The sequence below is a fragment of the Leclercia sp. LSNIH3 genome, assembly GCF_002935105.1.
In the GTDB taxonomy this organism is placed as follows: domain Bacteria; phylum Pseudomonadota; class Gammaproteobacteria; order Enterobacterales; family Enterobacteriaceae; genus Enterobacter; species Enterobacter adecarboxylatus.
Genome location: NZ_CP026387.1, coordinates 3,028,811 through 3,054,564, shown reverse-complemented (window position 1 = coordinate 3,054,564; position 25,754 = coordinate 3,028,811). Strand labels below are relative to the sequence as shown.

Sequence of the window (25,754 nt, the reverse complement as noted above, 5' to 3'; positions counted from 1 at the left end):
CGTAACAGTTAAATTGTTCGGTTAATTATTCAGCCATGATCGGCTGCTTTCGTCGTTCACTATTTTGTGCGGAATATTGCTTCGCTAATTCCACTAAGACCGACGCTGATTTTTTAATACGGTAATTTTTCGACCACACCGCCGCATAGCGTGCAATGGGTAATTCCTCTTCAACAGGCAGCACCACAAACTGATCCGAACCGAAGGGGGCAATCATGTCGCGCGGGATCACCGTGAGGTAATCAGCATTCAGCACCAGGTTATAGATAGTGACCACGGAATCGGTCTGGACAATGTTTTCAATGCTGATGTGGTTGTTCTGGAGGGTCGTTAAGAGTTCTTTGTAGTAGCCCATATCGGTTTGCGGCATCACCCACTGTTCGTGCGTGAGCGATGCCAGGGTTGTCGGGCCGGTGCATGTTCGTGTTTTGCTGGCCACCAGTACGAACTCGGATTCAAACAGCGGCTCCACGTGCAGATCCTGTAACAGCATCTCATCGCTCAACGTACCGATGGCGAAATCCAGCCGTCCGTCACGGATAGCGGGCAGGAAGGAGGAGAGCTGCGCTTCAAACATCGAGACTCGGGCTTTGGGGAACACTTCCTTGAACTTTTTGATCATGCTGGAGAGGAACGTAAAGCCAATCAGCGACGGGTAACCGAAGGAGACGTCGATAACGGTGCTGAAGCTCAGGGTGTTCATCTCGCTGACCATATTCTTCATTTCGCGGGTAATGGATTCGGAGTAAGCGAGTAGGGTCTGCCCGGCGCTGGTTAAGGTCACACCCGTGTTCTTTCGCACAATCAGCTCAACGCCAAAGTAAGATTCGATATCGTTGATGATTTTGCTGACGGCGGGCTGCGTCAGGCCCAGTTGCCTCGCCGCAGATCCGATAGAGCCACTTTTAATGACTTCCTGAAATACGACGAGGTGCTGTGTCTTCGGTAGAATAATAGTGTTCATTATATTCTGCGCTTATTTCCTTATCCCGATGAAGAATTCTACCCATTATTGATAACGGGGGTATGTGCTGTTACTCATAAATTAATTTTCCACGTCCATTACATCTTTAAATAAATCAAACAAACTATTTATAAAACATATAGTTAACTATAATTAAATCACGATATTGCCTGATATCGATCAACAAAAACCGACAAGATAACTTTATTTTATGGCGATAACCGAAGGTGCTTAAATGCAATTTTAAATCATAATAAAGGCGAACTTTCAGGCAATAAAAGCGTATTTATTCGCCATTTTCTTAATTAAAAAACGATGCAATTTTTAAAATAAAACAATAATCGAAGGGATATTGAGGGATAAAGGGTGCCGCGCATCACATTATTCAACTCGTGAATGTATTCAATATGAATATACGGTTAATGAATATTAAAAGAAGACACAAGCAGGCAACAAATAACTAACACTGCAAAACGTCTGCTTCATAGTGATTAATGTCATCTGTCCGGCAGCTATTTTTAAGTGTGTAGTGGCATTTGGACAAAAAGCAGTGAAATGTGCTTATCGTCGCAAATTTAATAATTCGTTCTGCTTGCAGGGTTGCCTCAGAAAACAAAAACCCCGCCGAAGCGGGGTTTTGTTGAAGAAGTTGAAGCTGACCGATAAGCCGGGTTCTGTCGTTGAACAGTCATTCATCTAGGCCAGCAATCGCTCACTGGCTCAAGCAGCCTACCCGGGTTCAGTACGGGCCGTACCATGTGAACCCCTATTTGGCCTTGCTCCGGGTGGAGTTTACCGTGCCACGGACTGTTACCAGCCGCGCGGTGCGCTCTTACCGCACCCTTTCACCCTTACCTGATCCCACTTGCGTGGGCCATCGGCGGTTTGCTCTCTGTTGCACTGGTCGTGGGTTTCCCCCCCAGGCGTTACCTGGCACCCTGCCCTATGGAGCCCGGACTTTCCTCCCCTCCGCCCGTCTCCCCCGAAAGGGACGACGACGAAGCGGCGACTGTCTGGTCAGCTTCGGCGCGCAGTATAGAGGGTTTGTGCCCCGCTGTCACCCTTCGGTGAGCATCCCGACCTGCAGAGTGGCGGCGATATTGCGCGAGGCGCGGTAAATATTGTCAAACGCGCCGCGGAACGCCTCTTCCAGAGTGCTGATGCTGGTCAGGACACTGAACACCGCGTCGATGCCGTACTGGTGCACAATACCGACATCGCTGGTCAGGCTGCCGGCAATGCCGATCACCGGTTTATGGTATTTGCTGGCGACGCGCGCCACGCCTACCGGCACTTTGCCGTGAATACTTTGACTGTCCAGACGCCCTTCACCTGTCACCACCCAGGTGCAGTCATGAATATGCTCTTCGAGATTCAGCGCCTGGGTAACAATTTCTATGCCGCTCTTTAGCTCCGCGCCGAGGAACGCCATTAGCGCAGCGCCCATTCCTCCAGCCGCACCCGCGCCAGGCACATTTTTGACATCAATACGCAGCGCGGTATTAATCACATCAGCGTAGTGGGAAAGATTCTTGTCCAGCTCCTGAATAGTGGCTTCCGTGGCCCCTTTCTGTGGGCCGAAGATATGGGATGCGCCCTGCTCGCCGATCAGCGGATTGCTCACATCACAGGCCACCCGGATCGCGCAGGTTTTAAGGCGCGGATCGAGGGCCGAAATATCGATATTGTTCAGCGCCATCAGACTGCCGCCGCCGTGGCCGATATCAGTCCCGTTGGCATCGGTCAGTTTTGCGCCCAGCGCCTGTACCATCCCGGCGCCGCCGTCGTTAGTGGCGCTGCCGCCAATACCGATAATGATATTGCGCGCGCCTTTATCCAGTGCAGCGAGGATCAGCTCGCCCGTGCCGCGGGAGGTGGTAACCAATGGGTTACGCTGGGCTGGCGGAACCAGAGCCAGGCCGCTTGCCGCTGCCATCTCAATAAACGCCGTCACGCCATCGCCGGAGATCCCCCAGCAGGCGTTAACGCTTTCGCCCAGTGGTCCCGTCACTACCGCGTGCTGCATCGTGCCGTTGGTGGCGGCAATCATCGCTTCAACCGTTCCTTCCCCGCCATCCGCCACGGGAACCGAAACATACTCTGCATCGGGAAAGATCTCCCGAAAGCCTTTTTCTATCGCCCGCGCTACCTCGGTGGCAGACAGGCTTTCTTTGTAAGAGTCAGGGGCGATTACGATTTTCATAGTTATAGCCTGTTACCGCTTAAGGCAAAAATAGCGGGCGCGTTCCCGCGCCCGTCTTTGTTAGCGAGAGACTTCGACTTTCGCCAGTTTTTCGTAATAGCAGGCAATGGCGCTGTGGTCGGCCGTGCCCATTCCGTCGGCACGCAGGGCCTGCATCATCTCCATCACCGCCGCAGTGAGCGGCAGCTGCGCGCCTACGCCGTGGGAGGTGTCCAGCGCGTTAGCCAGATCTTTAATGTGCAGATCGATACGGAAGCCAGGCTTGAAGTTACGATCCATCACCATCGGCGCTTTGGCATCCAGCACGGTGCTGCCCGCCAGGCCGCCACGGATCGCCTGATACACCAGATCCGGGTTAACACCCGCTTTGGTCGCCAGGGTCAGGGCTTCGGACATGGCAGCGATATTCAGGGCCACAATCACCTGGTTTGCCAGCTTGGTGACGTTACCTGCGCCAATTTCACCGGTATGTACCACAGAGCCAGCCATGGCTTTCAGCAGATCGTAATATTTGTCGAAAATGGCCTTGTCGCCGCCCACCATCACAGAGAGGGTACCGTCGATGGCTTTCGGCTCGCCGCCGCTCACAGGCGCATCCAGCATGTCGATGCCTTTTGCTTTCAGCGCTTCGCTGATTTCACGACTGGCCAGCGGTGCGATGGAACTCATGTCGATCAGCACGGTGCCGGGTTTAGCGCCTTCAATGATGCCGCCTTCGCCCAGCGCCACTTCTTGCACGTGCGGGGAGTTTGGCAGCATGGTGATGATCACATCGCACTGCTCGGCAATCGCCTTTGCCGTGGCCGCCGTTTCTGCGCCAGCGGCAATCACTTCGGCAATGGCTTCCGGGTTACGGTCTGCAACCACCAGTGAGTAACCTGCTTTGATGAGGTTTTTACTCATTGGTTTACCCATGATACCCAGGCCAATAAAACCAACTTTCAGTGTCATAACGTCTCTCTCTTTCTGTGGTGGTTATTTCTTAAAGGAATCAGCTAATTTCTGCGTTGCAGAGCGGAACACGCCGAGGTCGCTGCCGACGGCAACAAAGGTCGCACCCCATTCCAGATAGCGGCGGGCATCGGCTTCAACCGGTGCCAGAATGCCAGCCGGCTTACCGTGTGCTTTGGCGCGGGCAAAGATGTGCTGAATGGCGCGCTGCACTTCCGGGTGGCTGGCATTGCCGAGATGACCGAATGCCGCAGCCAGGTCGCTTGGGCCGACAAAGATGCCGTCCACGCCGTCAGTGGCGGCGATAGCATCGACGTTATCCACGCCCTGCTGGCTCTCGATCTGTACCAGGATGGTGATGTTCTTATTTGACTGGGCCAGGTAATCCGGTACGGTGCCAAACATGTTGGCGCGATGGGAGACCGACACGCCGCGAATACCTTCTGGCGGATAGCGGGTGGAAGCCACCGCCTGCACCGCCTCTTCCTCGTTTTCCACAAACGGAATCAGGAAGTTGTAGAAGCCGATATCCAGCAGGCGTTTAATGATCACCGGCTCATTGGTCGGGACACGCACTACCGGCGCGCTGTGGCTGCCTTTCAGCGCCATCAGCTGCGGGATAAACGTAGTGATGTCGTTCGGCGCATGTTCACCGTCCAGGACCAGCCAGTCAAAACCTGCCAGCCCCAGCACTTCGGTGCTGATAGGACTTGCCAGCGCGGACCAGCAACCGATCTGAATCTGATGCGCCGCGAGGGCCGCTTTAAATTTGTTCGGGAAAATATCGTTACTCATCGCTTATACCTTTGCTTATTTCTGCAATTCCATACGTTTGATGTCACCCACTACGAACAGGTAGCAGAACATCGCCATCAGCGCGGAACAGCCTACAAATACCAGTGCCGCGTTGAACGAATGCAGCTCACTGACCAGATAGCCAATCACCAGCGGAGTGACGATTGACGCTACGTTGCCAAAGACGTTAAACACACCGCCACACAGCCCAACAATCTCTTTTGGTGCGGTATCGGAAATCACCGGCCAGCCCAGGGCACCAAACCCTTTGCCGAAGAAGGCCAGCGCCATCAGGGCCACCACCAGCGCGGTGTTATTGGTGTAGTTGCACAGAATGATTGAGGATGCCAGCAGCATACCCAGCACAATCGGCAGCTTACGCGCCAGGGTAATCGACTTCCCTTTCTTAATCAGGTGATCCGAGAACACGCCGCCCAGTACGCCACCGGCAAACCCGCACAGTGCCGGAATCGACGCCACCAGACCCACCTTCAGGATCGACATCCCCTTCTCCTGCACCAGATAAATCGGGAACCAGGTGAGGAAGAACCAGGTGATGGTATTGATAAAGTATTGTCCGAAAAATACGCCCAGCATCATGCGGTTGGACAATAACTGTTTGATGTAATGCAGCTTCGGACCGTTGGCCGCTTTATCGCCCGGCTTTTTATGGTCCATATCCACTACCGCGCCGCCGTCCTTAATAAACTTCAGCTCTTCGGCAGTCATACGTGGATGGTCGGTTGGATTATGAATCAGCTTCACCCACAGGCCGGTCAGCACAAAGCCAATCACGCCCATCACGGTAAAGACATGCTCCCAGCCCCAGGCGAAGGTCAGCCAGCCGAGCAGCGGAGAGAATAGCGCCAGCGAGAAATATTGGGCGGAGTTAAAAATGGCCGATGCCGTACCGCGCTCTTTGGTCGGGAACCAGGCCGCCACAATACGGGCGTTGGCCGGGAAAGACGGTGCTTCGGAGAAGCCGAGCATAAAGCGCATAAAGAACATCGACACGCCAGCCCACGCCAGCGGGAAGAGGTCAACAAAGCCCTGCAGGAAGGTAAACAGTGACCAGAAGAACAGGCTGTACGTATAAACTTTTTTCGAACCGAACTTGTCCAGCAGCCAGCCGCCGGGGATTTGCATCAGCAGGTAGGCCCAGCCGAAAGCGGAGAAGATGTAGCCCATCGACACGGCGCTTAACTGAAGTTCTTTAGCAACTTCCGTTCCGGCAATAGAGAGCGTGGCGCGGTCGGCGTAATTGACGGCGGTAACAATAAAGATAATAAGCAGTATTAAATAGCGGGTCGGAGCCACCTTTTTTGTTTCAACAGTAGTATCCAGCAACATTTGTATTTCCTCTGGTACATCAGCGAATTATTTTTATTATTTTAAGAAAGAGGTACTCCTGATTATTTCAGCAGTAGCAGGCAAACCCGGTTAATAAACCCGGAGCCACGAAATCGTTAATGAGTATAATCAACCGCCCCCTGCCCCGCATTGTTGCATCGCTCAATTATGCAGTCTTAAATGAATATAATATTGAGCATATGCACAACACCCTGGGCGCTGATGCACAGATTTCGCCATTGCCCCCCTTACGCCTGGGCGCATGTCAAAAATGAGTGATCGACATCACATTTTTAATTTGCCGCGCCTGACATTCTTTATTCCACTGAGCAGAGTCTTTATTTCCGATAACAAGAAAATACACGTACTCTTTGACAAATTAATTATCCCCACTCGCTGGAGAATACTGGACAATGGCCGACATCGAAATTCGACAAACGTCACCGGGCGCGTTTTATATTAAGGTGCACGACACCGATAACGTGGCGATTATTGTTAACGATCAGGGGTTAAAAGCCGGAACGCGTTTCCCGGACGGGCTTGAACTGATCGAGCATATTCCGCAGGGCCATAAAGTGGCGCTGGTCGATATCCCGGCGCAGGGCGAAATTGTGCGTTACGGCGAAGTCATTGGCTATGCCGTACGGGCGATCCCGCAGGGCAGCTGGATTGACGAATCCCTGGTTGCGCTTCCTGAAGCGCCGCCGCTGAACACCCTGCCGCTGGCGACCCGCGTGCCGGAGCCAATGCCAGCCCTGGAAGGCTATACCTTTGAAGGCTTCCGCAATCCAGACGGCAGCGTCGGCACCAAAAACCTGCTCGGTATCAGCACCAGCGTGCACTGCGTGGCCGGCGTGGTCGATTTCGTGGTGAAGATTATTGAGCGTGACCTGCTGCCAAAATACCCGAACGTTGACGGCGTGGTGGGTCTGAACCATCTGTACGGCTGCGGCGTGGCGATCAACGCCCCGGCGGCGATTGTGCCGATCCGTACCATTCACAATATCGCGCTAAACCCGAACTTTGGCGGCGAAGTGATGGTTGTGGGCCTCGGTTGCGAAAAACTGGTCCCGGAAAAACTGTTACAGGGCACGGAAGATACGCAGGCCATTCCTGTCGATAGCGCCAGCATTGTGCGTTTGCAGGATGAGCAGCACGTCGGTTTCCGTTCCATGGTCGACGACATTTTGCAGGTAGCTGAGCGCCATCTGGCGAAGCTGAACCAGCGTAAGCGTGAAACCTGCCCGGCCTCTGAGCTGGTAGTAGGCATGCAGTGCGGCGGCAGCGATGCCTTCTCCGGCGTGACCGCTAACCCGGCTGTGGGTTATGCCTCGGACCTGCTGGTGCGTTGCGGCGCCACGGTAATGTTTTCGGAAGTGACCGAAGTGCGGGATGCCATTCACCTGCTCACGCCGCGCGCCATCAACGAAGAGGTGGGCAAACGCCTGCTGGAAGAGATGGCCTGGTACGATAACTATCTCGATATGGGCAAAACCGACCGCAGCGCCAACCCCTCGCCGGGCAACAAGAAAGGCGGCCTGGCGAACGTGGTGGAAAAAGCCCTCGGCTCTATCGCCAAATCGGGCCAGAGCGCCATTGTTGAGGTGCTCTCGCCGGGTCAGCGTCCGACCAAACGCGGCCTGATCTATGCCGCCACGCCAGCCAGCGATTTCGTTTGTGGCACCCAACAGGTGGCCTCCGGGATCACCGTGCAGGTGTTCACCACCGGGCGCGGTACGCCGTACGGCCTGATGGCCGTTCCCGTCATTAAAATGGCGACGCGTACCGAGCTGGCTAACCGTTGGTTTGACCTGATGGATATCAATGCGGGCACCATCGCCACGGGCGAAGAGACGATTGAGGATGTGGGCTGGAAGCTGTTCCACTTTATTCTCGACGTGGCCAGCGGTCGCAAGAAAACCTTCTCGGATCAGTGGGGATTACACAATCAGTTGGCGGTATTTAACCCGGCTCCTGTGACCTGATAGTGCAGTAAACCTCTTTAGCATGGCTCCGGCCATGCTTTTTTTTTGCCTTTCGTTCTTTCGCAAACTTCCTTTCTCTTTCGCTTCTTTCGTTTTTACGATGCCAATCACAAAAAAGCATTCCGAAACACTATATCTTCTTTCGAAGAAAACAAACGAAAGGTTTCGGAGGAAGAATGCACATCATTTCGACCAAAGCGATGCTCACGAAGGCTCAGCGAGAAGGTTACGCGGTTCCAGCTTTCAATATTCATAATCTCGAAACGCTGCAGGTTGTTGTCGAGACTTCCGCCGAGCTGCGCTCGCCGCTGATCGTTGCCGGAACACCTGGCACCTTCAGCTATGCCGGGATCGGCAATATCGTGGCTATCGCGGGCGATCTGGCAAAAATGCATAACCAGCCGCTGGCGATCCATCTCGATCATCACGAAACGTTCGACGACATCGCCCAAAAAGTGCAGGCAGGCGTGCGCTCGGCAATGATCGACGGATCGCACCTGCCGTTTGCCGATAACGTGGCGCTAGTAAAACGGGTCACCGACTACTGCCATCGCTATGACGTCAGCGTGGAGGCGGAGCTGGGGCGACTTGGCGGTCAGGAAGATGACCTGGTGGTGGATAGCAAAGATACCCTTTACACCCATCCGCAGCAGGCCCGCGAGTTCGTGGCACTGACCGGCATCGACTCCCTTGCCGTCGCCATTGGCACCGCCCACGGCCTCTATACAGCCACGCCAAAACTCGATTTTGAACGTCTGGAAGAGATTCGCAGCCATGTGGACGTTCCGCTGGTGCTGCACGGCGCCTCGGGACTTTCTACCGCCGATATCCGCCGGGCTATTGGTCTTGGTATCTGCAAAGTGAACGTCGCCACCGAGCTGAAAATCGCCTTTTCCGACGCGCTGAAAAGTTATCTTGCGGAGCATCCTGAAGCCAGCGATCCCCGTCACTACATGATCCCTGCCAAAACCGCCATGAAAGAGGTGGTCCGCAAAGTCATTCATGACTGCGGCTGCGAAGGCAAACTCTGACCCCCACAACCCGGAGAAAACGGTGAAAAATATTATTGCCCGCCATAAAGCGGGAGAACATCTCGGTATCTGTTCCGTCTGTTCAGCGCACCCGCTGGTGATCGAAGCCGCCCTGCGCTTTGATCTGGCAAACGGTAACAGTGTCCTCATTGAAGCCACGTCCAACCAGGTAAATCAGTATGGTGGCTATACCGGCATGAAGCCGGCCGACTTCCGCGATTTTGTTCTGAACATCGCCGAAAAGGTGGGCTTCCCGCAACAAAGGCTAATCCTCGGTGGAGATCATCTTGGGCCGAACTGCTGGCAGAATGAACCCGCAGAGACGGCGATGGAGAAAGCCGTCGAGCTGATTAAGGCTTATGTGGCTGCGGGCTTCAGCAAGATCCATCTTGATGCATCGATGTCATGCGCCGACGATCCCATTCCCCTGGATCCCGTGATAGTAGCCCAGCGTGCGGCGCGGCTGTGCCAGGCAGCGGAAGAGACCGCCAGCAACGCGCAGAAAATGGCGCTGACCTATGTCATTGGCACCGAAGTGCCGGTACCGGGCGGCGAGGCCAGCAGTATTGACACTGTACATGTCACCCGCGTGGAGGATGCCGCGCGCACCCTCGAAACACATCAGGCCGCATTCCAGGCTCTGGGTCTGGATGAAGCAATGACCCGGGTCATTGCTATCGTAGTGCAGCCCGGCGTTGAGTTCGACCATACCCAAATCATCCACTATCAGCCGCAGGCCGCTGAAGCGTTGTCGGGCTGGATCCGCCAGACGCCGATGGTTTATGAAGCGCACTCTACAGATTACCAGTCCAGACAGGCGTACCGGGCACTGGTGAAGGATCATTTTGCGATCCTGAAGGTCGGCCCAGCCCTCACCTTCGCCCTGCGCGAGGCCATTTTTGCCCTGGCGCAGATGGAGACGGCACTGATCGCCCCGGAAGATCGCAGCCGCGTGCTGGAGGTGATCGACGAGGTGATGCTGAACGAGCCGGATTACTGGAAAAAATACTATCGCCCAACCTGGAGCCAGGCGATGGTGGACATTCACTTTAGCCTGTCAGACCGCATTCGCTACTACTGGCCGCACCCACGGATCCGTCAGAGCGTGGACAAGCTGCTCGCTAACCTGGACAGCCTGACCCTGCCGCTGGGGTTGATCAGCCAGTACATGCCGGTGCAGTTTGAACGCGTCACCGCACAAACCCTTGCCCCAACGCCTCAGGCGCTGGTCATCGACAGAATACAGGACGTTTTACGTGCGTACCGCTACGGCTGCGCGCCTGACGCTACTTAAAACTGGAGGATTCATGAGCAAACTGTTTGTCCGTACCGGCATTGATTTTGCCACTTGCCAGCAGGCGCTGGCTCATATCGGCGAGGAGATGCTGGCGAAGGGGGTCGTCCATCCTACTTATCCTGCCGCACTACTGGAGAGGGAAGCGGTGTTCCCCACCGGTATCGCCCTGGAAAAACATGCCGTGGCGATCCCGCACTGCGAGGCGATTCATGCCAGAGAACCGGCACTTTACCTGATCCGTCCTGACAATCCGGTTCATTTTCATCAGGCTGATGACGATACGGAGATCGCCGTGTCGCTGATTATCGCCCTGATAGTGGAAAACCCTTCAGCGCAACTTACCCTGCTGCGCCGGCTATTTAGTGAGCTGCAAAAACCAACTCTGATGGAGGCGTTGCTTACCGCGCCGGACCACCAGCTGGAGGCCCTGTTTGCGGAGGCCATCCTGATGACCGAACCCTGTAAGCAAGCCTCGTAACATACTGATAATAAGAAGGAGTACCCTATGAAACGTAAAGTTATCGTGGCCTGTGGAGGCGCCGTTGCCACCTCCACCATGGCTGCCGAAGAGATCAAAGAGCTGTGTGATGCCCACAACATCACCCTGGATCTGGTGCAGTGCCGGGTGACCGAAATTGAAACCTATATGGACGGCGCAGACCTGATCTGCACCACCGCAAAAGTCGACCGTACCTTTGGTGACATTCCGGTGGTCCACGGTATGCCGTTTGTATCGGGCGTCGGCATTGAAGCCCTACAGCAAAAAATCCTGACCATCCTCGAGGGGTAAGATCATGTTTACCGAAATCATGCGGTATATCCTCGATCTGGGGCCGACGGTCATGCTGCCCATCGTCATCATTATCTTCTCGAAGCTGCTGGGGATGAAGTTGGGCGACTGCTTTAAATCCGGTCTGCATATCGGGATTGGCTTTGTCGGGATCGGGCTGGTTATTGGCCTGATGCTCGACTCCATCGGTCCGGCGGCCAAAGCGATGGCGGAGCAGTTCCAGATTAACTTGCACGTGGTGGACGTGGGCTGGCCAGGTTCATCACCTATGACCTGGGCTTCGCAGATTGCGCTGGTGGCGATCCCAGTGGCGATTGGTGTCAACGTGCTCATGCTGGTCACCCGTATGACCCGCGTGGTGAACGTCGATATCTGGAACATCTGGCATATGACCTTTACCGGGGCGATGCTGCATCTGGCTACCGGCTCTTACTGGCTCGGGATCCTCGGCGTGGTGGTCCACGCGGCCTTTGTCTACAAGCTGGGAGATTGGTTTGCCAAAGACACACGCGACTTCTTCGGCCTGGAAGGGATTGCCATCCCGCATGGCTCCTCCGCTTACCTTGGCCCGATTGCGGTGCTGGTCGATACACTCATTGAGAAGACCCCCGGGCTGAAGCGCATCCACTTCAGCGCCGACGATGTGCAGAAACGCTTTGGCCCGTTTGGCGAGCCGGTCACTGTCGGTTTTGTGATGGGGCTGGTTATCGGTTTGCTGGCTGGTTACGACACCAAAGGCGTATTACAACTGGCGGTAAAAACCGCTGCGGTGATGCTACTGATGCCGCGCGTCATCAAGCCGATCATGGACGGCCTTACGCCGATTGCTAAACATGCGCGTAAGCGTCTGCAGGCGAAATTTGGCGGGCAGGAGTTCTTAATCGGCCTCGACCCGGCGCTGCTGCTGGGCCATACCTCGGTAGTTTCTGCCAGCCTGATCTTTATCCCGCTGACCATCCTGATTGCGGTACTGGTGCCGGGCAACCAGGTCCTGCCGTTTGGCGACCTGGCCACGATCGGCTTCTTCGTGGCGATGGCTGTGGCGGTGCATCAGGGCAACCTGTTCCGCACCCTCATCTCCGGCGTCATCATCATGAGCATCACCCTGTGGATCGCTACCCAGACCATCGGCCTGCATACAAAGCTTGCTGAGAATGCCGGGGCGCTGAAAGCAGGTGGGATGGTGGCCTCTCTGGACCAGGGCGGCTCGCCCATCACCTGGCTGCTGATCCAACTCTTTACCTGGCAAAACGTGGTGGGTTTCCTGGTGATTGGTGTTTTCTACACTATCGGCGTGCTGCTCACCTGGCGCCGCGCCCGCGCCTGTAGCGCAGCAGAAAAACGCGCTGAGGCCCCACAGAGCCAGACGGCTTCTTAATATCCGGGGAGCGCTGCTCCCCTCTTTTTCTGGAGTGAATCATGAAATCAGTGGTAATTCATGCTGAGGGGCAGGTGCGCGTGGAAGAGCGCCCTGTCCCGGACATTCAGGCTGCAGATGACGTGCGCGTGCGCGTGGTCTGCTCGGGATTATGCGGTTCGGATATCCCGCGTATTTTTGCCAAAGCGGCTCACTATTACCCTATCACCCTGGGTCATGAATTCAGCGGCTACGTTGACGTCTGTGGCTCAGGCATCGACGATCTGGAGGCTGGCGATGCAGTCGCGTGCGTTCCGCTACTGCCCTGCTTCTCCTGCCCGGAGTGTAAAAAAGGCTACTTCTCGTTGTGTAAGCAATACCAGTTCGTCGGCTCCCGCAGCGAAGGCGGGAACGCCGAGTACATTGTGGTGAAGCGCGCTAATCTGTTCCGTCTGCCTGCGGAGATGGCCATTGAAGACGGCGCCTTTATCGAGCCTATCACCGTCGGGTTGCATGCATTCCACCTTGCCCAGGGCTGTGAGGGCAAAAATGTGATTATCGTGGGGGCGGGCACTATCGGCCTGCTGGCCATGCAATGCGCGTTGGCGTTGGGTGCGGCAAGCGTGACTGCCATTGATATCAATGATGATAAGCTGGCGCTGGCGACCTCGCTAGGGGCAAACCGGGTATTCAACAGTAAAACCCTCAGTGCAGATGAGATGCTGGCGGCCCTTCACGAGACGCGTTTTGATCAGCTGGTGCTGGAGACGGCTGGCACACCGCAAACCGTCGCCCTTGCTATCGATATCGCCGGGCCACGCGCCCAGGTGGTGCTGGTAGGAACCCTGCACCATGACCTGAATTTATCTGCCGCGACCTTTGGCAAGATCCTGCGCAAAGAGCTGACCCTGCAAGGCAGCTGGATGAACTACTCTGCGCCATGGCCAGGGGTTGAGTGGGAGACCGCTGCCCGGTTGCTTTGCGAAAAAAAATTGCGACTGGAGCCACTGATCGCCCTGACCGGCGACAGCGAAAATTTTGCCCATGCCATTCAGGCACTAAATGGATCACCAATGCAGGGTAAAATCCTGCTGCGCCTGGAATAAACTCATGAGCCAGCAACCGGAGCTGGCTCACATTTACTTTCGAACGCTAGCGTTCACCTTTCGCATCCCTTCGATTAAACTGGAGTAAGTTAATTATCAGGCAAAACAAAATGAACTCATTTGAGCGAAGGAACAAAATCGTTGATCTGGTGAATGCTAACGGCAGCGTGTTAGTACTCGACCTTTCGAATTCTTTTGGCATCTCCGAGGTCACTATCCGCGCCGATCTGCGTTTGCTGGAAGAGAAAGGGCTAGTGACGCGTTTTCACGGTGGGGCGGCAAAGCCGGGCAGTAATTTGGGTGAAAATGAAAACCAGGAAGTACTGCTGGAAGATCGCTACAGTCTCGCCAGTGACCCTAAAAAACGTATCGCCCTGGCAGCAGTAACGATGATCGAAGAGGGGATGACGGTAATTTTAGACAGCGGCAGCACCACCATGCTTATCGCTGAAGCGCTGGCAAAGAAGGCTAATATCACGGTGATCACCAACAGCTTACCCGCTGCTTTCGCCTTATCGGACAACAAAGACATCACCCTGGTAGTGTGCGGAGGTACCGTACGCCATAAGACCCACTCCATGCATGGCACCATCGCCGAACGCTCGCTGGCGGGCATTAGCGCCGATCTGATGTTTGTCGGAGCTGACGGGATCGACACTACCAACGGCATCACCACCTTCAACGAAGGGTACTCGATCAGCAGCGTGATGGCGGCGGCTGCGCATAAGGTGATTGCTGTACTGGACGCGAGCAAGTTCAACCGTCGCGGGTTTAACCAGGTGCTGCCGATGGCGGAGATTGACTGTGTGATTACCGACGAAGGGATCGGTGAGAAAGAGCTGAAGAGCCTGAAACAAACGTCAGTTGAGCTCATTGTGGTTTAAATGTGCCCGATGGCGATTCGCTTATCGGGCCTACGTGACGAGTTGTAGGCTGGGTAAGCGAAGCGCCACCCAGCAAAAGGCTTACTCCCCTTGCTGCTCCAGAGCATACTTATACAACGCATTCTTTTTCACGCCGTGGATCTCTGCCGCCAGCGCAGCCGCTTTCTTTAAGGGCAGTTCGGCCTGCAGCAGCGCCAGGGTACGTAGCGCATCGGCAGGCAGGGCGTCCTCTTCAGCTTTATGCCCTTCGACAATCAGCACCATCTCGCCTTTACGGCGGTTTTCGTCCTCTTTCACCCATGCCAGCAGCTCGCCGACCGGCAGACCGTGGATGGTCTCCCAGGTTTTGGTCAGCTCGCGCGCCAGCACCACGTAACGCGCCTCACCCCAGACGGCGACCATATCCTCCAGACTCTCCAGCAGGCGGTGGGTGGATTCGTAGAAAATCAGGGTACGCGGTTCGGCTTCCAGCGCCTTCAGCACGTCGCGACGGCCTTTGGATTTGGCGGGCAGAAAGCCCTCATAGCAGAAACGATCCGACGGCAGGCCCGCCGCGCTCAGTGCGGCAATCGCGGCACACGGCCCCGGCAACGGCACAACGCGAATCCCCGCTTCACGGCAGGTGCGCACCAGGTGATAGCCCGGGTCGTTGATCAGCGGCGTACCGGCATCGGACACCAGGGCGATGTTCTGTCCCTCTTTCAGTTTGGCCACCAGCATGGCGGCTTTTTGCTGCTCGTTATGATCGTGCAGGGCAAACAGGCGGGCGTTAATCGCAAAATGTTGCAGGAGCAGGCCGGTATGGCGGGTATCTTCAGCCGCAATAAGATCAACGCTTTGCAACACGGTGAGCGCACGTTGGGTAATATCAGATAAATTCCCGATAGGAGTAGGTACAATATAAAGCTGACCCTGAGAATTATCTGCCGTTTCGTGTTGTTTCATTGTTTCATCCGTATTGCCGATTTAATATTGAGCATTGCGTAAAAAATATCACTGGATACAGTATGGTACCCTTAACGTTTCTTCATAATAAAGTCACGCGCAGCCTTCCGCTGGTGCTGGCAGCCCTGATCTTTGCTGGCTGTGGTACGCAGGCGCCCGATCAAAGTGCTGCCCATATGGAGGGTACAGCGCAGGCTGACTCCGGTTTTTATCTGCACCAGATGGAGCAAAGCTCAGATGATACCCGGATCAACTGGCAATTACTCGCCATTCGTGCACTGCTGAAAGAAGGTAAAACCCAGCACGCCGCCGATCTGTTTAACCAGTTGCCGCAGGATCTGAGCGAGACGCAGCGCCGCGAGCAGACACTGCTGGCCGCTGAACTGAAAATTGCGCAGAACGATGTGGCCGGGGCGAAAAAGATCCTCGGAAATATCGACATCAGTACGCTGGATAAAAACCAGCAGGCGCGTTTCTGGCAGGCCGGCATTGCCGCGGAACAGGGACGCCCTTCCCTGACGCTGCTACGGGCGCTGATTGCCCAGGAGCCGCTGCTCGCTGGCGCTGAAAAACAGAAAAATATCGATGCCACCTGGCAGACGCTCTCCGCGATGAATCCCGATCAGGCCAATGCCCTCGTGATCAATGCCGACGAAAATGTCCTGCAGGGCTGGCTGGATCTGCAGCGCGTCTGGTTCGATAACCGCAACGATCCGACCATGCTGAAAGCCGGCATCAAAGACTGGCAGACCCGCTACCCGAATAACCCGGGTGCGACCCTGCTGCCTACTCAGCTGGTCAATGTGCAGAACTTTAAGCCCGCCTCCACCAGCAAAATTGCCCTACTGCTGCCGCTGGGTGGCCAGGCCGCCGTCTTTGGCCGCACTATCCAGCAGGGTTTTGACGCGGCGAGAAATGGCACCGCTGCCGTCACGGGTAATGCCGTTCCCGCTCAGGTCGCCCAGGCGGCCAACGCCGGTGATGTGGTAAGCCCGTCCAGTGCCGAAACCAACGACCTGACCACGGCTCAACCCGTTGCCGTGCAGGAAGGTACGATGCAGAATCCGGTCCAGGCCCCTCAGACCCGAGAACCTGTCGCCGCACCGAATAACACCGTGCAGGATCCGGCCCAGGCCCCTGAGACCACGGAACCTGTCGCCGCACCGAATGACTCCGTACAGGATCCGATGCAGGCACCTGCCACTGAGCAAGCGCCTCAGACCACGGCCATCGCCAACCCGGCCGCCGAGGTGAAAGTGTATGACACCAGCACCCAACCGCTCGACCAGGTGCTGAATCAGGTGCAGCAGGATGGGGCCAGCATCGTCGTAGGTCCGCTGCTGAAAAACAACGTCGAAGAGCTGATGAAGAGCAGAACGCCGTTGAACGTGCTGGCCCTCAACCAGCCGGAGCAGGTGCAGAACCTCCCGAACGTCTGCTACTTCGCCCTGTCGCCAGAAGACGAAGCCCGCGATGCCGCGCGCCATATCCACGAGCAAGGGAAGCAGGCGCCTCTGCTGCTGATCCCACGTAGCCAGCTGGGCGATCGTGTCGCTACCGCCTTTGCCGAGGAGTGGCAACAGTTGGGCGGCGGCATTGTTCTGCAGCAAAAATTTGGCTCCAGCGCTGAACTGCGCGCGGGCGTTAACGGCGGAGCGGGTATTGCGCTGACCGGTAGCCCTGTCACGTCCAGCCTGCCGCAGCAGCAGGGCGTGACGATTGGCGGCCTGACTATCCCGGCACCGCCTACGGACGCGCAGATCAGCGGCGGCGGCAACGTCGATGCGGCTTACATCATCGCCACCCCCGAAGAGATCGGTTTTATCAAACCGATGATCGCTATGCGTAACGGCAGTCAGGCTGGCGTGTCGCTGTATGCCAGCTCGCGCAGCGCACAGGGCACCGCTGGCCCGGACTTCCGTCTCGAGATGGAAGGCCTGCAGTACAGCGAAATTCCGATGCTGGCAGGCGCTAACCCGGCGCTGATGCAGCAGGCGTTGAACAGCGTACGTAACGACTACTCGCTGGCGCGTCTGTACGCGATGGGCGTGGATGCCTGGGCGCTGGCGAACCACTTCACCCAGATGCGTCAGGTGCCAGGCTTTGAACTTAACGGCAACACTGGCGATCTCACCGCCACTCAGGACTGCGTGATTAACAGGAAGTTATCATGGCTCAAATACCAGCAAGGACAGATCGTTCCGGCCAGCTAACCCGTAAACAGACCGGCGACGCGCGCGAGTCAGAGGCGCGTCGCTGGCTTGAGCGCAAAGGACTGCGCTTTATCGCCGCGAACGTTCGCGCGCGCGGCGGGGAAATTGACCTTATTATGCAGGACGGCCCGACTATCGTGTTCATCGAGGTGCGCTACCGCCAGTCTTCTCATTATGGTGGGGCCGCCGCCAGTGTGACCCGGGCCAAGCAGCAAAAATTATTACTCACCGCCCAGTTGTGGCTTGCCCGGCATAATGGCAGCTTTGATACTGTGGATTGCCGGTTCGATGTGGTAGCCTTCACCGGAAACGCCATCGAATGGTTCAAAAACGCCTTCGGCGCAGACGCGTAAATCAGATCGTTAAGGGATACCGTGCTCGAAAGAATTAAGGTTTGCTTCACCGAAAGCATTCAGACTCAGATCGCAGCGGCAGAAGCGCTGCCGGACGCCATCTCCCGTGCGGCGATGACGCTGGTCCAGTCCCTGCTTAACGGCAACAAAATCCTCTGTTGTGGCAACGGCACCTCAGCCGCCAACGCACAGCATTTTGCTGCCAGTATGATTAATCGTTTTGAGACAGAGCGTCCCAGCTTACCTGCCATTGCACTTAATACCGATAACGTGGTCTTAACAGCGATTGCTAACGATCGTCTCCATGATGAGATCTATGCCAAACAGGTGCGTGCGTTAGGACACGCCGGTGATGTGCTGCTGGCTATCTCTACGCGCGGCAACAGCCGCGACATCGTCAAAGCCGTTGAAGCCGCCGTCACGCGCGACATGACCATCGTCGCACTGACCGGTTACGATGGCGGCGAGCTGGCGGGGCTGTTAGGTCCTCATGATGTTGAGATCCGTATTCCTTCTCACCGCAGCGCCCGCATCCAGGAGATGCACATGCTGACGGTGAACTGTTTATGCGATCTGATCGATAACACGCTTTTCCCTCACCAGGATGATTAAGGAGTATACATGAAGGCACTTTCGCCCCTCGCAGTCCTTATTTCTGCGCTGCTGCTTCAGGGATGTGTGGCTGCAGCGGTAGTGGGTACCGCGGCAGTGGGCACCAAAGCCGCGACTGACCCGCGTTCCGTGGGCACACAGGTAGATGACGGCACCCTGGAACTGCGCGTGAACAGCGCACTGTCCAAAGACCAACAAATTAAGAAAGAAGCGCGCATCAACGTTACGGCTTACCAGGGCAAAGTCTTGCTGGCAGGCCAGGCGCCAAATACCGAACTTGCCGCCCGTGCGAAGCAGATCGCGATGGGTGTAGAGGGCGCCACTGAGGTGTTTAATGAAGTGCGCCAGGGTCAGCCGATTGGCCTGGGTGAGGCCTCAAACGATACCTGGATCACCACGAAAGTGCGCTCCCAGCTGTTGGGTAGCGATCAGGTAAAATCCTCTAACGTGAAGGTGACCACCGAGAACGGCGAAGTGTTCCTGCTCGGCCTGGTGACTGACCGCGAAGGCAAAGCGGCGGCAGATATCGCCAGCCGGGTGAGCGGCGTGAAACACGTCACCACCGCGTTTACCTATCTGAAGTAGTTATCCCCTGCCCTCTGCTGCCATCAGCAGAGGGCCATTAGCCTTGCCCCTGCGCCATCTCCCTGATCTTCGCTGACGTAATAATATTGACGCCACCCGGCGACGCACCCAGCGCCTCCTGCAGCATCACCTGCGCCACATCCCGCGCCTCGACTGACTTCCAGTTGCCGGGCAACAGGCTAAACAGCGGCGCAAACAGTGACTCACTAAAACGATGCTTCTCTCGCTCACCCAGCAACATTGAGGGCCGCACGAGGGTCAGTCGCTCCCACTTCTGGGCGATCAGGGCCTCTTCCATTTTGCCTTTTACTTTGTTGTAGAAGAACGGCGAGTGCGCGTTGGCTCCCATCGCACTGACCACCAGCAGATGTTTCGCCCCGAGCCGTTTGCCGGTCAGGGCCGTATCCACCACCAGGGTATAGTCGGCATGGATAAAGGCCTCTTTGCTGCCTGCTTCACGCCGCGTGGTACCCAGACAGCAAAAAACGGTATCCACCGGATCCTGCACCTGAGCCAGGGCATCGGTTAGCTGCGGATCGTGTGGATTGAACACACCTTCGATATCCCCCAGCGGGCGACGTGTCGGAGCGGCGATATAGTTAACTCTCCGATCCTGAATCAGCATACGCAGCAGGTGCCCACCCACAAGACCAGTCGCGCCGGTAATTAAAACCTGACTCATTATTCCTCCTTTGCAGATTAGTCCGTATGCGATTTCATGCTCTTCAACCACACTTAGTAGTCTCATTGCAAAGTATTTACCACAAGCGAAGAAAAAGCTGTCTGAAGCCAAAACAACGGAGGAAGCATGAGCAAGAAAATTGCAGTCTTGATCACCGACGAGTTTGAAGATTCAGAATTCACCTCGCCTGCCGAGGCGTTCCGCAAAGCGGGACATGAGGTGATCACAATCGAAAAACAGGCGGGAAAAACGGTGAAAGGCCATAAAGGCGAAGCCAGCGTTTCCATTGATAAAGCTATCGACGAAGTGCAGCCCGCAGAATTTGACGCCCTGCTGCTACCCGGCGGCCACTCCCCGGATTCACTGCGCAGCGACTCGCGTTTCGTGACCTTTACCCGTGATTTTGTCGATTCTGGCAAACCGGTGTTCGCCATTTGCCATGGCCCGCAGCTGCTGATCAGCGCCGAAGTGGTGCGCGGCCGCAAATTAACGGGCGTGAAATCGATCGCCATTGATCTGAAAAACGCCGGGGCGGATTTCCACGATCAGGAGGTGGTGGTTGATAAAGATCAGCTTGTCACCAGCCGTACGCCGGAAGATCTGATCGCGTTTAACCGCGAGGCGCTGCGCTTACTCGGCGCGTAGCCAGTGATGTTTTTTACCAAAGCCTAACGTGTTGTCAGTGAACTTAAGTTCATCCAGACGGATTTCCCATACGGGAGCTGGCATTGCGGCGGCAACCGGAAAGCGACGAAGGTAGTGCTTACGCATGGCGTCGCTTTCCTCCCCTTCCAGACGACGGATCTCCCCTTTAAATTGCACCCCGCGAATCAAGGCCACATTCTTTGGCTGTCCGTTGACGGTGCCCGCGACCCTGGCCTGCCTGCCGCTCATCTGGGCATGACGGGTTTTATCTTCGCTTAAGACATAGAACGCTACCCGCTGCGGATCGTAGTAGTAAAAGGCATTGGCGCACCACAGCTCATCGTCATGATGCACACACCAGGTGACCACATGCTGCTTCGCCAGCCAGCGGTTGATAGCGGCCAGAGTTTCCATTTCGCTTCTCTCTCGTGCTAAGGTGCGTTCACCTTAACATACTGAATCTTTCGCCGTGTGCTGGTTTCTCTATCTGGTTCGAACTGCTGATAATGCGCTCTATACGGGGATCACTACCGATGTCCCGCGCCGCTTCCTGCAACATCAGACAGGAAAAGGGGCGAAGGCGTTACGCGGCAAAGGAGAACTGACGCTGGCGTTTTCCGCCGTCGTGGGGGATCGGTCGCTGGCGCTACGGCTGGAGTACCGGATCAAACAGCTGACGAAGCGCCAGAAAGAGCGCCTCGTCAGTGGGGATGGAACCTTTGAGGCGCTACGGGAGAGCCTGCAAACGCCGCTTATTAAAAGCGGTTGAAGTGGTCGTGGTATTCGACCAGGCCGCTGACGCCGTTAAGCGCATCGTCTGCCAGACCGTGCAGCTGGAAAGCCGACTCGGTGCCCGGCCAGCGGCAGCGCAGATCGTAATGCGCTGCTTTCTCGAAGCCTAAACGGCTGTAGAACGCCGGATCGCCCAGCGTGACCACCGCGGCATAGCCAAACTCGTTGAGTGAATCCAGCCCTTCGTAGACCAGCTGACGCGCCAGGCCCTGGCCGCGGTAGTTTTCATCCACCGCCAGCGGTGCCATGCCGACCCACTGCAACTCTTCGCCCTGCACGGTGACCGGGCTAAAGGCGACGTAGCCTACAACCTGCCCCTCATCGTCCGTAGCCACCAGGCCCAGGGTAATCAGGCCATCTTCACGAAGGTCCTGAACCAGTTGCGCTTCACCGTCTCCGTCGAAGGCCCGGCGTAATAAGGCATCAATACCCGGCGCATCGATCCCAATCTCTACTCGAATCAACATGGCTCACCTACAGAAGTGTGTTTACTTTCCGGCGGCGTTTTCAGGCCCGCCTCGACAAAATCGGCCAGTTGCAGCAGCGCCACGCGTAGCGGCTTCGGCATCTGCTCCAGTTCAATGGCATCCATCAGGTTTTTAACATACAGGCCTAACTCGGTATCGCCCTCAATCACCAGACGGCGCTGGAAAAAGAGCGTGTCAGGATCCTGTTTACGCGCCGCGATCATCAGCAGATCGCTGGCGTCAGCGCTGAAGCTGACATCCGCCTCAGCAGATTCACGTACCACCAGCTGTTCATTTTCAACGGAAGTGTACCAGCGCAGGCCGATGTCCCGCACCTCGATACTTAACCAGCGTCCTTCCAGAAATTCCAGCTCACCCTCCGCCAGTGCCTGGCGAAACTGCCAGCTTAGTACCTGCTCCAGCACCTGGCGCTTCAGCGCAAAGGGCGCCAGCTTCACCGGCACGCTCAGCAGCGATGGGCCAAATTGTACGAGACGTGAACGCAGTTTATCCAGCACGAGCAATACTCCCTGATATCTATAGTCCTGATATTTTGCCATATCCAGTCGTTGGTATAGCGGCGTAAATCAACAAACTGGCGTCCGGCATAATCCATTATTGGTGCCATCAATACGCCATTAGCTGCCTTAAATCAAAAATTGTCGCCGGATGGTTAACTAAAATCGCTGCTCGATAACAATTTTGCATCCCTCTGGGGCTGCGAACGTCAGGATAAATTATGGAGCTGCTCTGCCCTGCTGGAAATCTACCGGCGCTTAAGGCGGCCATCGAAAACGGCGCCGATGCGGTTTATATCGGGCTGAAGGACGATACCAATGCCCGTCACTTCGCTGGTCTCAATTTTACTGAGAAAAAGCTACAGGAAGCGGTGAGCTTCGTGCACCAGCACCGCCGCAAGCTGCACATCGCCATTAATACCTTTGCCCACCCCGACGGCTATCAACGCTGGCAGCGTGCGGTGGATATGGCGGCACAGCTGGGCGCCGATGCGCTGATCCTTGCCGACCTCGCCATGCTGGAGTATGCCGCCGAACGCTATCCCCATATTGAGCGCCATGTCTCGGTTCAGGCATCGGCCACCAATGAAGAAGCCATTCGCTTTTATCATCGTCACTTCGACGTTGCGCGCGTGGTGCTGCCACGGGTGCTTTCTATTCATCAGGTTAAGCAACTGGCGCGCGTCACGCCAGTTCCGCTGGAAGTTTTTGCCTTTGGCAGCCTGTGCATTATGGCCGAAGGTCGCTGCTACCTCTCCTCCTACTTAACCGGCGAATCCCCTAACACCGTGGGGGCCTGCTCGCCAGCCCGCTTCGTGCGCTGGCAACAAACTCCCCAGGGGCTGGAGTCGCGTCTGAACGAGGTGCTGATTGACCGTTATCAGGACGGCGAAAACGCGGGTTATCCGACGCTGTGTAAAGGCCGCTATCTGGTAGATGGCGAGCGCTATCATGCGCTGGAAGAGCCTACCAGCCTCAATACCCTGGCGCTTTTGCCGGAACTGCTGGCCGCCAATATTGCCTCGGTAAAAATCGAAGGTCGCCAGCGCAGCCCGGCTTACGTCAGCCAGGTGGCAAAAGTGTGGCGCCAGGCGATCGATCGCTGCATGGCGGATCCCAAGCAATATGCCCCGCAGCCCGCATGGATGGAGACCCTGGGCGCAATGTCCGAAGGCACTCAGACCACGCTGGGCGCGTATCACCGTAAATGGCAGTGAGATAACGCATGAAATATTCATTAGGACCGGTGCTCTATTACTGGTCAAAAGAGACGCTGGAAGATTTTTACCAGCAGGCCGCAACCAGCCAGGCCGATGTGATTTATCTCGGTGAGGCGGTATGCAGTAAGCGCCGGGCCACTAAAGTGGGTGACTGGCTGGATATGGCAAAAAGCCTGGTGGGCAGCGGCAAACAGGTGGTGCTCTCCACCCTGGCGCTGGTACAGGCCTCGTCTGAACTGAACGAGCTGAAACGCTACGTGGATAACGGCGAGTTTCTGCTGGAAGCCAGCGACCTCGGCGTGGTGAACCTGTGCGCCGAGCGCAAACTGCCTTTTGTTGCCGGGCATGCGTTGAACTGCTACAACGCCGTAACCCTGCGTCTGCTGCTTAAACAGGGCATGACGCGCTGGTGTATGCCGGTGGAGCTTTCCCGTGACTGGCTGGTCAACATACTGGCGCAGTGTGACGAACTGGGGATCCGCAATCAGTTTGAAGTAGAAGTACTCAGCTATGGCCATCTGCCGCTGGCATACTCCGCTCGCTGCTTTACCGCACGCTCAGAGAACCTGCCGAAGGATGAATGCGAGACCTGCTGCATCAAATACCCGAACGGGCGCAGCATGCTGTCGCAGGAGAATCAGCAGGTGTTTGTCCTGAACGGAATTCAGACCATGAGCGGGTACGTTTATAACCTCGGTAACGAACTGGCGTCGATGCAAGGGCTGGTGGATATGGTGCGTCTGTCGCCGCTGGGCAAGGAAACCTTCGCCATGATTGACGCCTTCCGCGCCAACGAGCAGGGCGCTGCCCCGCTGCCGCTGACGGCAAACAGCGAGTGCAACGGCTACTGGCGACGGCTGGCCGGGCTGGAGCTGCAGGCGTAAAGATGAAATGTAAAAGCTCACTTTGTTAACAACGGTTATTAAATTTTGATGCAGTATTAAAGATTCACCGTCGACAAAGTGAGCTGTTATGACTGATAAATCCATTCCGTTTTCGGTGCTGGACCTGGCGCCGATACCTGAAGGCTCCTCGGCCCGGGAAGCGTTTACCCACTCTCTGGATCTCGCTCGCCTGGCTGAACAGCGCGGCTATCATCGCTACTGGCTGGCGGAGCACCACAACATGGTTGGGATCGCCAGTGCGGCCACCTCGGTGCTGCTCGGCTATCTGGCAGCCAATACCACTACCCTCCATTTAGGCTCGGGCGGCGTGATGCTGCCGAACCATTCTCCGCTGGTGATTGCCGAACAGTTTGGCACCCTGAATACCCTCTACCCTGGCCGAATCGATCTGGGGCTGGGCCGTGCGCCGGGCAGCGATCAGCCCACCATGCGCGCGTTGCGCCGTCATATGGGTGGCGATATCGACAACTTCCCGCGCGATGTGGCGGAACTGGTGGCCTGGTTCGACGCGCATGACCCGAACCCACAGGTACGCCCTGTGCCGGGTTACGGGGAGCAGATCCCGGTCTGGCTGTTGGGTTCCAGCCTGTACAGCGCCCAACTGGCCGCGCAACTCGGGCTGCCGTTTGCCTTCGCCTCACACTTTGCGCCGGATATGCTGCACCAGGCGCTGCATCTTTATCGCACCAACTTCAAACCCTCATCACGGCTCGAAAAACCGTACGCGATGGTGTGTATCAATATCATTGCCGCTGACAGCAACCGCGATGCGGAGTTCCTGTTTACCTCCATGCAGCAGGCGTTTATGAAGCTACGCCGCGGCGAAACAGGGCAACTGCCACCGCCGGTGGAGAATATGCATCAGCTGTGGTCCGCTTCAGAGCAGTATGGCGTCCAGCAGGCGCTGAGCATGTCGCTGGTGGGTGATAAAGCGAAAGTCCGCCATGGACTGGAAGCGGTGCTGCGTGAAACCCAGGCCGACGAGATCATGGTGAATGGCCAGATTTTCGATCACCAGGCGCGATTGCATTCGTTCGATCTGGCGATGCAGGTGAAAGAGGAACTCGTGGGGTAATTTTTTGCCGGGCGGCGCTACGCCTGCCC

The 25,754-nt window shown here is 56.3% G+C and carries 27 protein-coding genes and 1 other RNA gene; 17 read left to right on the top strand and 11 right to left on the bottom strand.

Annotated elements, in window-relative coordinates; genetic code table 11:
- Positions 1-25: 25 nt before the first annotated feature.
- The 6 genes from tdcA to garP all read right to left on the bottom strand — a co-directional run bounded on the left by tdcA (position 26) and on the right by garP (position 6,263).
- Positions 26-964 carry a transcriptional regulator TdcA gene (gene tdcA / locus C3F35_RS14875; RefSeq protein WP_032614355.1) on the bottom strand — a complete coding sequence of 313 codons (939 nt, stop codon included), beginning with the start codon at positions 962-964 and terminating at the stop codon, positions 26-28.
- 647 nt (positions 965-1,611) lie between these two features.
- An RNA gene (rnpB, locus tag C3F35_RS14870) (RNase P RNA component class A) lies at positions 1,612-1,989 on the bottom strand.
- Between the two features lie 32 nt (positions 1,990-2,021).
- Positions 2,022-3,167, bottom strand: coding sequence for a glycerate 2-kinase (gene garK, locus C3F35_RS14865; protein ID WP_032614357.1), 1,146 nt, complete (start codon positions 3,165-3,167; stop codon positions 2,022-2,024).
- Positions 3,168-3,227: 60 nt separating this feature from the next.
- Positions 3,228-4,118 carry a 2-hydroxy-3-oxopropionate reductase gene (gene garR, locus C3F35_RS14860; protein ID WP_103792797.1) on the bottom strand — a complete coding sequence of 297 codons (891 nt, stop codon included), beginning with the start codon at positions 4,116-4,118 and terminating at the stop codon, positions 3,228-3,230.
- A gap of 24 nt (positions 4,119-4,142) precedes the next feature.
- Positions 4,143-4,913: a 2-dehydro-3-deoxyglucarate aldolase gene (gene garL, locus C3F35_RS14855; RefSeq protein ID WP_103792796.1), complete on the bottom strand. Its 771-nt coding sequence runs from the start codon at positions 4,911-4,913 to the stop codon at positions 4,143-4,145.
- 15 nt (positions 4,914-4,928) lie between these two features.
- Positions 4,929-6,263, bottom strand: a complete 1,335-nt coding sequence (gene garP / locus C3F35_RS14850; protein WP_032614362.1) for a galactarate/glucarate/glycerate transporter GarP — start codon at positions 6,261-6,263, stop codon at positions 4,929-4,931.
- A 413-nt stretch (positions 6,264-6,676) separates the two neighbouring features.
- Here garP and garD point away from each other — a divergent pair, with 413 nt between their 5' ends.
- The 8 genes from garD to C3F35_RS14810 all read left to right on the top strand — a co-directional run bounded on the left by garD (position 6,677) and on the right by C3F35_RS14810 (position 14,713).
- Positions 6,677-8,248 (top strand): galactarate dehydratase, encoded by a 1,572-nt coding sequence (gene garD / locus C3F35_RS14845; RefSeq protein ID WP_032614365.1) that lies wholly within the window; start codon positions 6,677-6,679, stop codon positions 8,246-8,248.
- 176 nt (positions 8,249-8,424) lie between these two features.
- Positions 8,425-9,279: a tagatose bisphosphate family class II aldolase gene (locus C3F35_RS14840; protein WP_103792795.1), complete on the top strand. Its 855-nt coding sequence runs from the start codon at positions 8,425-8,427 to the stop codon at positions 9,277-9,279.
- 22 nt (positions 9,280-9,301) lie between these two features.
- The gene (gatZ, locus tag C3F35_RS14835; RefSeq protein ID WP_199186148.1) at positions 9,302-10,573 is read left to right on the top strand and encodes a tagatose-bisphosphate aldolase subunit GatZ; all 1,272 of its coding nucleotides are present in this window, start codon (positions 9,302-9,304) and stop codon (positions 10,571-10,573) included.
- Between the two features lie 13 nt (positions 10,574-10,586).
- A complete protein-coding gene (gatA, locus tag C3F35_RS14830) occupies positions 10,587-11,054 on the top strand; it encodes a PTS galactitol transporter subunit IIA (protein ID WP_103792793.1) in 468 nt (155 codons plus the stop codon).
- Between the two features lie 27 nt (positions 11,055-11,081).
- Positions 11,082-11,366 (top strand): PTS galactitol transporter subunit IIB, encoded by a 285-nt coding sequence (gatB, locus tag C3F35_RS14825; protein ID WP_032614370.1) that lies wholly within the window; start codon positions 11,082-11,084, stop codon positions 11,364-11,366.
- A gap of 4 nt (positions 11,367-11,370) precedes the next feature.
- Positions 11,371-12,744: a galactitol-specific PTS transporter subunit IIC gene (locus C3F35_RS14820; RefSeq protein WP_032614372.1), complete on the top strand. Its 1,374-nt coding sequence runs from the start codon at positions 11,371-11,373 to the stop codon at positions 12,742-12,744.
- 41 nt (positions 12,745-12,785) lie between these two features.
- Positions 12,786-13,829 carry a galactitol-1-phosphate 5-dehydrogenase gene (gatD, locus tag C3F35_RS14815; protein ID WP_103792792.1) on the top strand — a complete coding sequence of 348 codons (1,044 nt, stop codon included), beginning with the start codon at positions 12,786-12,788 and terminating at the stop codon, positions 13,827-13,829.
- Positions 13,830-13,939: 110 nt separating this feature from the next.
- Complete coding sequence (locus C3F35_RS14810) at positions 13,940-14,713, top strand: DeoR/GlpR family DNA-binding transcription regulator (protein WP_032614377.1); 774 nt, start codon at positions 13,940-13,942, stop codon at positions 14,711-14,713.
- Positions 14,714-14,794: 81 nt separating this feature from the next.
- On the opposite strand, the gene rsmI is transcribed toward C3F35_RS14810, so the two are convergent.
- The gene (gene rsmI / locus C3F35_RS14805; RefSeq protein WP_032614379.1) at positions 14,795-15,658 is read right to left on the bottom strand and encodes a 16S rRNA (cytidine(1402)-2'-O)-methyltransferase; all 864 of its coding nucleotides are present in this window, start codon (positions 15,656-15,658) and stop codon (positions 14,795-14,797) included.
- A 62-nt stretch (positions 15,659-15,720) separates the two neighbouring features.
- Between rsmI and C3F35_RS14800 the strand changes: the two genes are divergently transcribed.
- Genes C3F35_RS14800 through dolP form a run of 4 tightly spaced genes read left to right on the top strand, consistent with a single transcriptional unit; the run spans position 15,721 to position 19,421 of the window.
- The gene (locus tag C3F35_RS14800) at positions 15,721-17,871 is read left to right on the top strand and encodes a penicillin-binding protein activator (protein WP_103792791.1); all 2,151 of its coding nucleotides are present in this window, start codon (positions 15,721-15,723) and stop codon (positions 17,869-17,871) included.
- On the top strand, positions 17,829-18,224 hold the full coding sequence (locus C3F35_RS26845) for a YraN family protein (protein WP_032614383.1): 396 nt from the start codon (positions 17,829-17,831) through the stop codon (positions 18,222-18,224). Before C3F35_RS14800 ends, C3F35_RS26845 begins: the two co-directional genes overlap by 43 nt.
- 21 nt (positions 18,225-18,245) lie before the next feature.
- Positions 18,246-18,836, top strand: a complete 591-nt coding sequence (gene diaA, locus C3F35_RS26840) for a DnaA initiator-associating protein DiaA (protein WP_032614385.1) — start codon at positions 18,246-18,248, stop codon at positions 18,834-18,836.
- 9 nt (positions 18,837-18,845) lie between these two features.
- On the top strand, positions 18,846-19,421 hold the full coding sequence (dolP, locus tag C3F35_RS14790) for a division/outer membrane stress-associated lipid-binding lipoprotein (protein ID WP_032614388.1): 576 nt from the start codon (positions 18,846-18,848) through the stop codon (positions 19,419-19,421).
- A gap of 37 nt (positions 19,422-19,458) precedes the next feature.
- On the opposite strand, the gene C3F35_RS14785 is transcribed toward dolP, so the two are convergent.
- Positions 19,459-20,103 carry an NAD(P)H-binding protein gene (locus C3F35_RS14785; RefSeq protein ID WP_059307119.1) on the bottom strand — a complete coding sequence of 215 codons (645 nt, stop codon included), beginning with the start codon at positions 20,101-20,103 and terminating at the stop codon, positions 19,459-19,461.
- A gap of 126 nt (positions 20,104-20,229) precedes the next feature.
- Here C3F35_RS14785 and C3F35_RS14780 point away from each other — a divergent pair, with 126 nt between their 5' ends.
- Positions 20,230-20,748 carry a type 1 glutamine amidotransferase domain-containing protein gene (locus C3F35_RS14780; protein WP_032614390.1) on the top strand — a complete coding sequence of 173 codons (519 nt, stop codon included), beginning with the start codon at positions 20,230-20,232 and terminating at the stop codon, positions 20,746-20,748.
- On the opposite strand, the gene C3F35_RS14775 is transcribed toward C3F35_RS14780, so the two are convergent.
- Positions 20,734-21,162 (bottom strand): YhbP family protein, encoded by a 429-nt coding sequence (locus tag C3F35_RS14775; RefSeq protein ID WP_032614393.1) that lies wholly within the window; start codon positions 21,160-21,162, stop codon positions 20,734-20,736. The two genes, C3F35_RS14780 and C3F35_RS14775, sit on opposite strands and share 15 nt — an antisense overlap.
- 55 nt (positions 21,163-21,217) lie before the next feature.
- On the opposite strand from C3F35_RS14775, the gene C3F35_RS14770 reads away from it, so the two are divergent.
- Positions 21,218-21,517: a GIY-YIG nuclease family protein gene (locus C3F35_RS14770; protein WP_059307118.1), complete on the top strand. Its 300-nt coding sequence runs from the start codon at positions 21,218-21,220 to the stop codon at positions 21,515-21,517.
- Here C3F35_RS14770 and C3F35_RS14765 read toward each other — a convergent pair.
- Together C3F35_RS14765 and ubiT are read right to left on the bottom strand one after the other, a co-directional pair.
- Positions 21,504-22,007, bottom strand: a complete 504-nt coding sequence (locus C3F35_RS14765; protein ID WP_032614397.1) for a GNAT family N-acetyltransferase — start codon at positions 22,005-22,007, stop codon at positions 21,504-21,506. The genes C3F35_RS14770 and C3F35_RS14765 overlap by 14 nt on opposite strands.
- Complete coding sequence (gene ubiT / locus C3F35_RS14760) at positions 22,001-22,525, bottom strand: ubiquinone anaerobic biosynthesis accessory factor UbiT (RefSeq protein WP_059307117.1); 525 nt, start codon at positions 22,523-22,525, stop codon at positions 22,001-22,003. Before ubiT ends, C3F35_RS14765 begins: the two co-directional genes overlap by 7 nt.
- 221 nt (positions 22,526-22,746) lie before the next feature.
- Here ubiT and ubiU point away from each other — a divergent pair, with 221 nt between their 5' ends.
- The 3 genes from ubiU to C3F35_RS14745 all read left to right on the top strand — a co-directional run bounded on the left by ubiU (position 22,747) and on the right by C3F35_RS14745 (position 25,725).
- Entirely contained in the window at positions 22,747-23,742 is a 996-nt protein-coding gene (ubiU, locus tag C3F35_RS14755; protein WP_032614401.1) for a ubiquinone anaerobic biosynthesis protein UbiU, read from the top strand.
- Between the two features lie 8 nt (positions 23,743-23,750).
- Positions 23,751-24,629, top strand: a complete 879-nt coding sequence (locus tag C3F35_RS14750) for a U32 family peptidase (protein ID WP_103792790.1) — start codon at positions 23,751-23,753, stop codon at positions 24,627-24,629.
- Between the two features lie 88 nt (positions 24,630-24,717).
- On the top strand, positions 24,718-25,725 hold the full coding sequence (locus C3F35_RS14745) for a luciferase-like monooxygenase (protein ID WP_032614405.1): 1,008 nt from the start codon (positions 24,718-24,720) through the stop codon (positions 25,723-25,725).
- The last annotated feature ends 29 nt before the right edge of the window (positions 25,726-25,754 follow it).

Coding starts and splice junctions, on each gene's coding strand:
- garL (WP_103792796.1), bottom strand. CDS start 4,913: ATGAGTAACGATATTTTCCCGAACAAATTTAAAGCGGCCCTCGCGGCG.
- C3F35_RS14820 (WP_032614372.1), top strand. CDS start 11,371: ATGTTTACCGAAATCATGCGGTATATCCTCGATCTGGGGCCGACGGTC.
- C3F35_RS14765 (WP_032614397.1), bottom strand. CDS start 22,007: ATGTTGATTCGAGTAGAGATTGGGATCGATGCGCCGGGTATTGATGCC.
- garR (WP_103792797.1), bottom strand. CDS start 4,118: ATGACACTGAAAGTTGGTTTTATTGGCCTGGGTATCATGGGTAAACCA.
- rsmI (WP_032614379.1), bottom strand. CDS start 15,658: ATGAAACAACACGAAACGGCAGATAATTCTCAGGGTCAGCTTTATATT.
- C3F35_RS26845 (WP_032614383.1), top strand. CDS start 17,829: ATGGCTCAAATACCAGCAAGGACAGATCGTTCCGGCCAGCTAACCCGT.
- garP (WP_032614362.1), bottom strand. CDS start 6,263: ATGTTGCTGGATACTACTGTTGAAACAAAAAAGGTGGCTCCGACCCGC.
- dolP (WP_032614388.1), top strand. CDS start 18,846: ATGAAGGCACTTTCGCCCCTCGCAGTCCTTATTTCTGCGCTGCTGCTT.
- garK (WP_032614357.1), bottom strand. CDS start 3,167: ATGAAAATCGTAATCGCCCCTGACTCTTACAAAGAAAGCCTGTCTGCC.
- gatB (WP_032614370.1), top strand. CDS start 11,082: ATGAAACGTAAAGTTATCGTGGCCTGTGGAGGCGCCGTTGCCACCTCC.
- gatD (WP_103792792.1), top strand. CDS start 12,786: ATGAAATCAGTGGTAATTCATGCTGAGGGGCAGGTGCGCGTGGAAGAG.
- garD (WP_032614365.1), top strand. CDS start 6,677: ATGGCCGACATCGAAATTCGACAAACGTCACCGGGCGCGTTTTATATT.
- C3F35_RS14775 (WP_032614393.1), bottom strand. CDS start 21,162: ATGGAAACTCTGGCCGCTATCAACCGCTGGCTGGCGAAGCAGCATGTG.
- C3F35_RS14745 (WP_032614405.1), top strand. CDS start 24,718: ATGACTGATAAATCCATTCCGTTTTCGGTGCTGGACCTGGCGCCGATA.
- C3F35_RS14800 (WP_103792791.1), top strand. CDS start 15,721: ATGGTACCCTTAACGTTTCTTCATAATAAAGTCACGCGCAGCCTTCCG.
- tdcA (WP_032614355.1), bottom strand. CDS start 964: ATGAACACTATTATTCTACCGAAGACACAGCACCTCGTCGTATTTCAG.
- C3F35_RS14810 (WP_032614377.1), top strand. CDS start 13,940: ATGAACTCATTTGAGCGAAGGAACAAAATCGTTGATCTGGTGAATGCT.
- C3F35_RS14780 (WP_032614390.1), top strand. CDS start 20,230: ATGAGCAAGAAAATTGCAGTCTTGATCACCGACGAGTTTGAAGATTCA.
- C3F35_RS14750 (WP_103792790.1), top strand. CDS start 23,751: ATGAAATATTCATTAGGACCGGTGCTCTATTACTGGTCAAAAGAGACG.
- ubiU (WP_032614401.1), top strand. CDS start 22,747: ATGGAGCTGCTCTGCCCTGCTGGAAATCTACCGGCGCTTAAGGCGGCC.
- C3F35_RS14785 (WP_059307119.1), bottom strand. CDS start 20,103: ATGAGTCAGGTTTTAATTACCGGCGCGACTGGTCTTGTGGGTGGGCAC.
- C3F35_RS14840 (WP_103792795.1), top strand. CDS start 8,425: ATGCACATCATTTCGACCAAAGCGATGCTCACGAAGGCTCAGCGAGAA.
- gatA (WP_103792793.1), top strand. CDS start 10,587: ATGAGCAAACTGTTTGTCCGTACCGGCATTGATTTTGCCACTTGCCAG.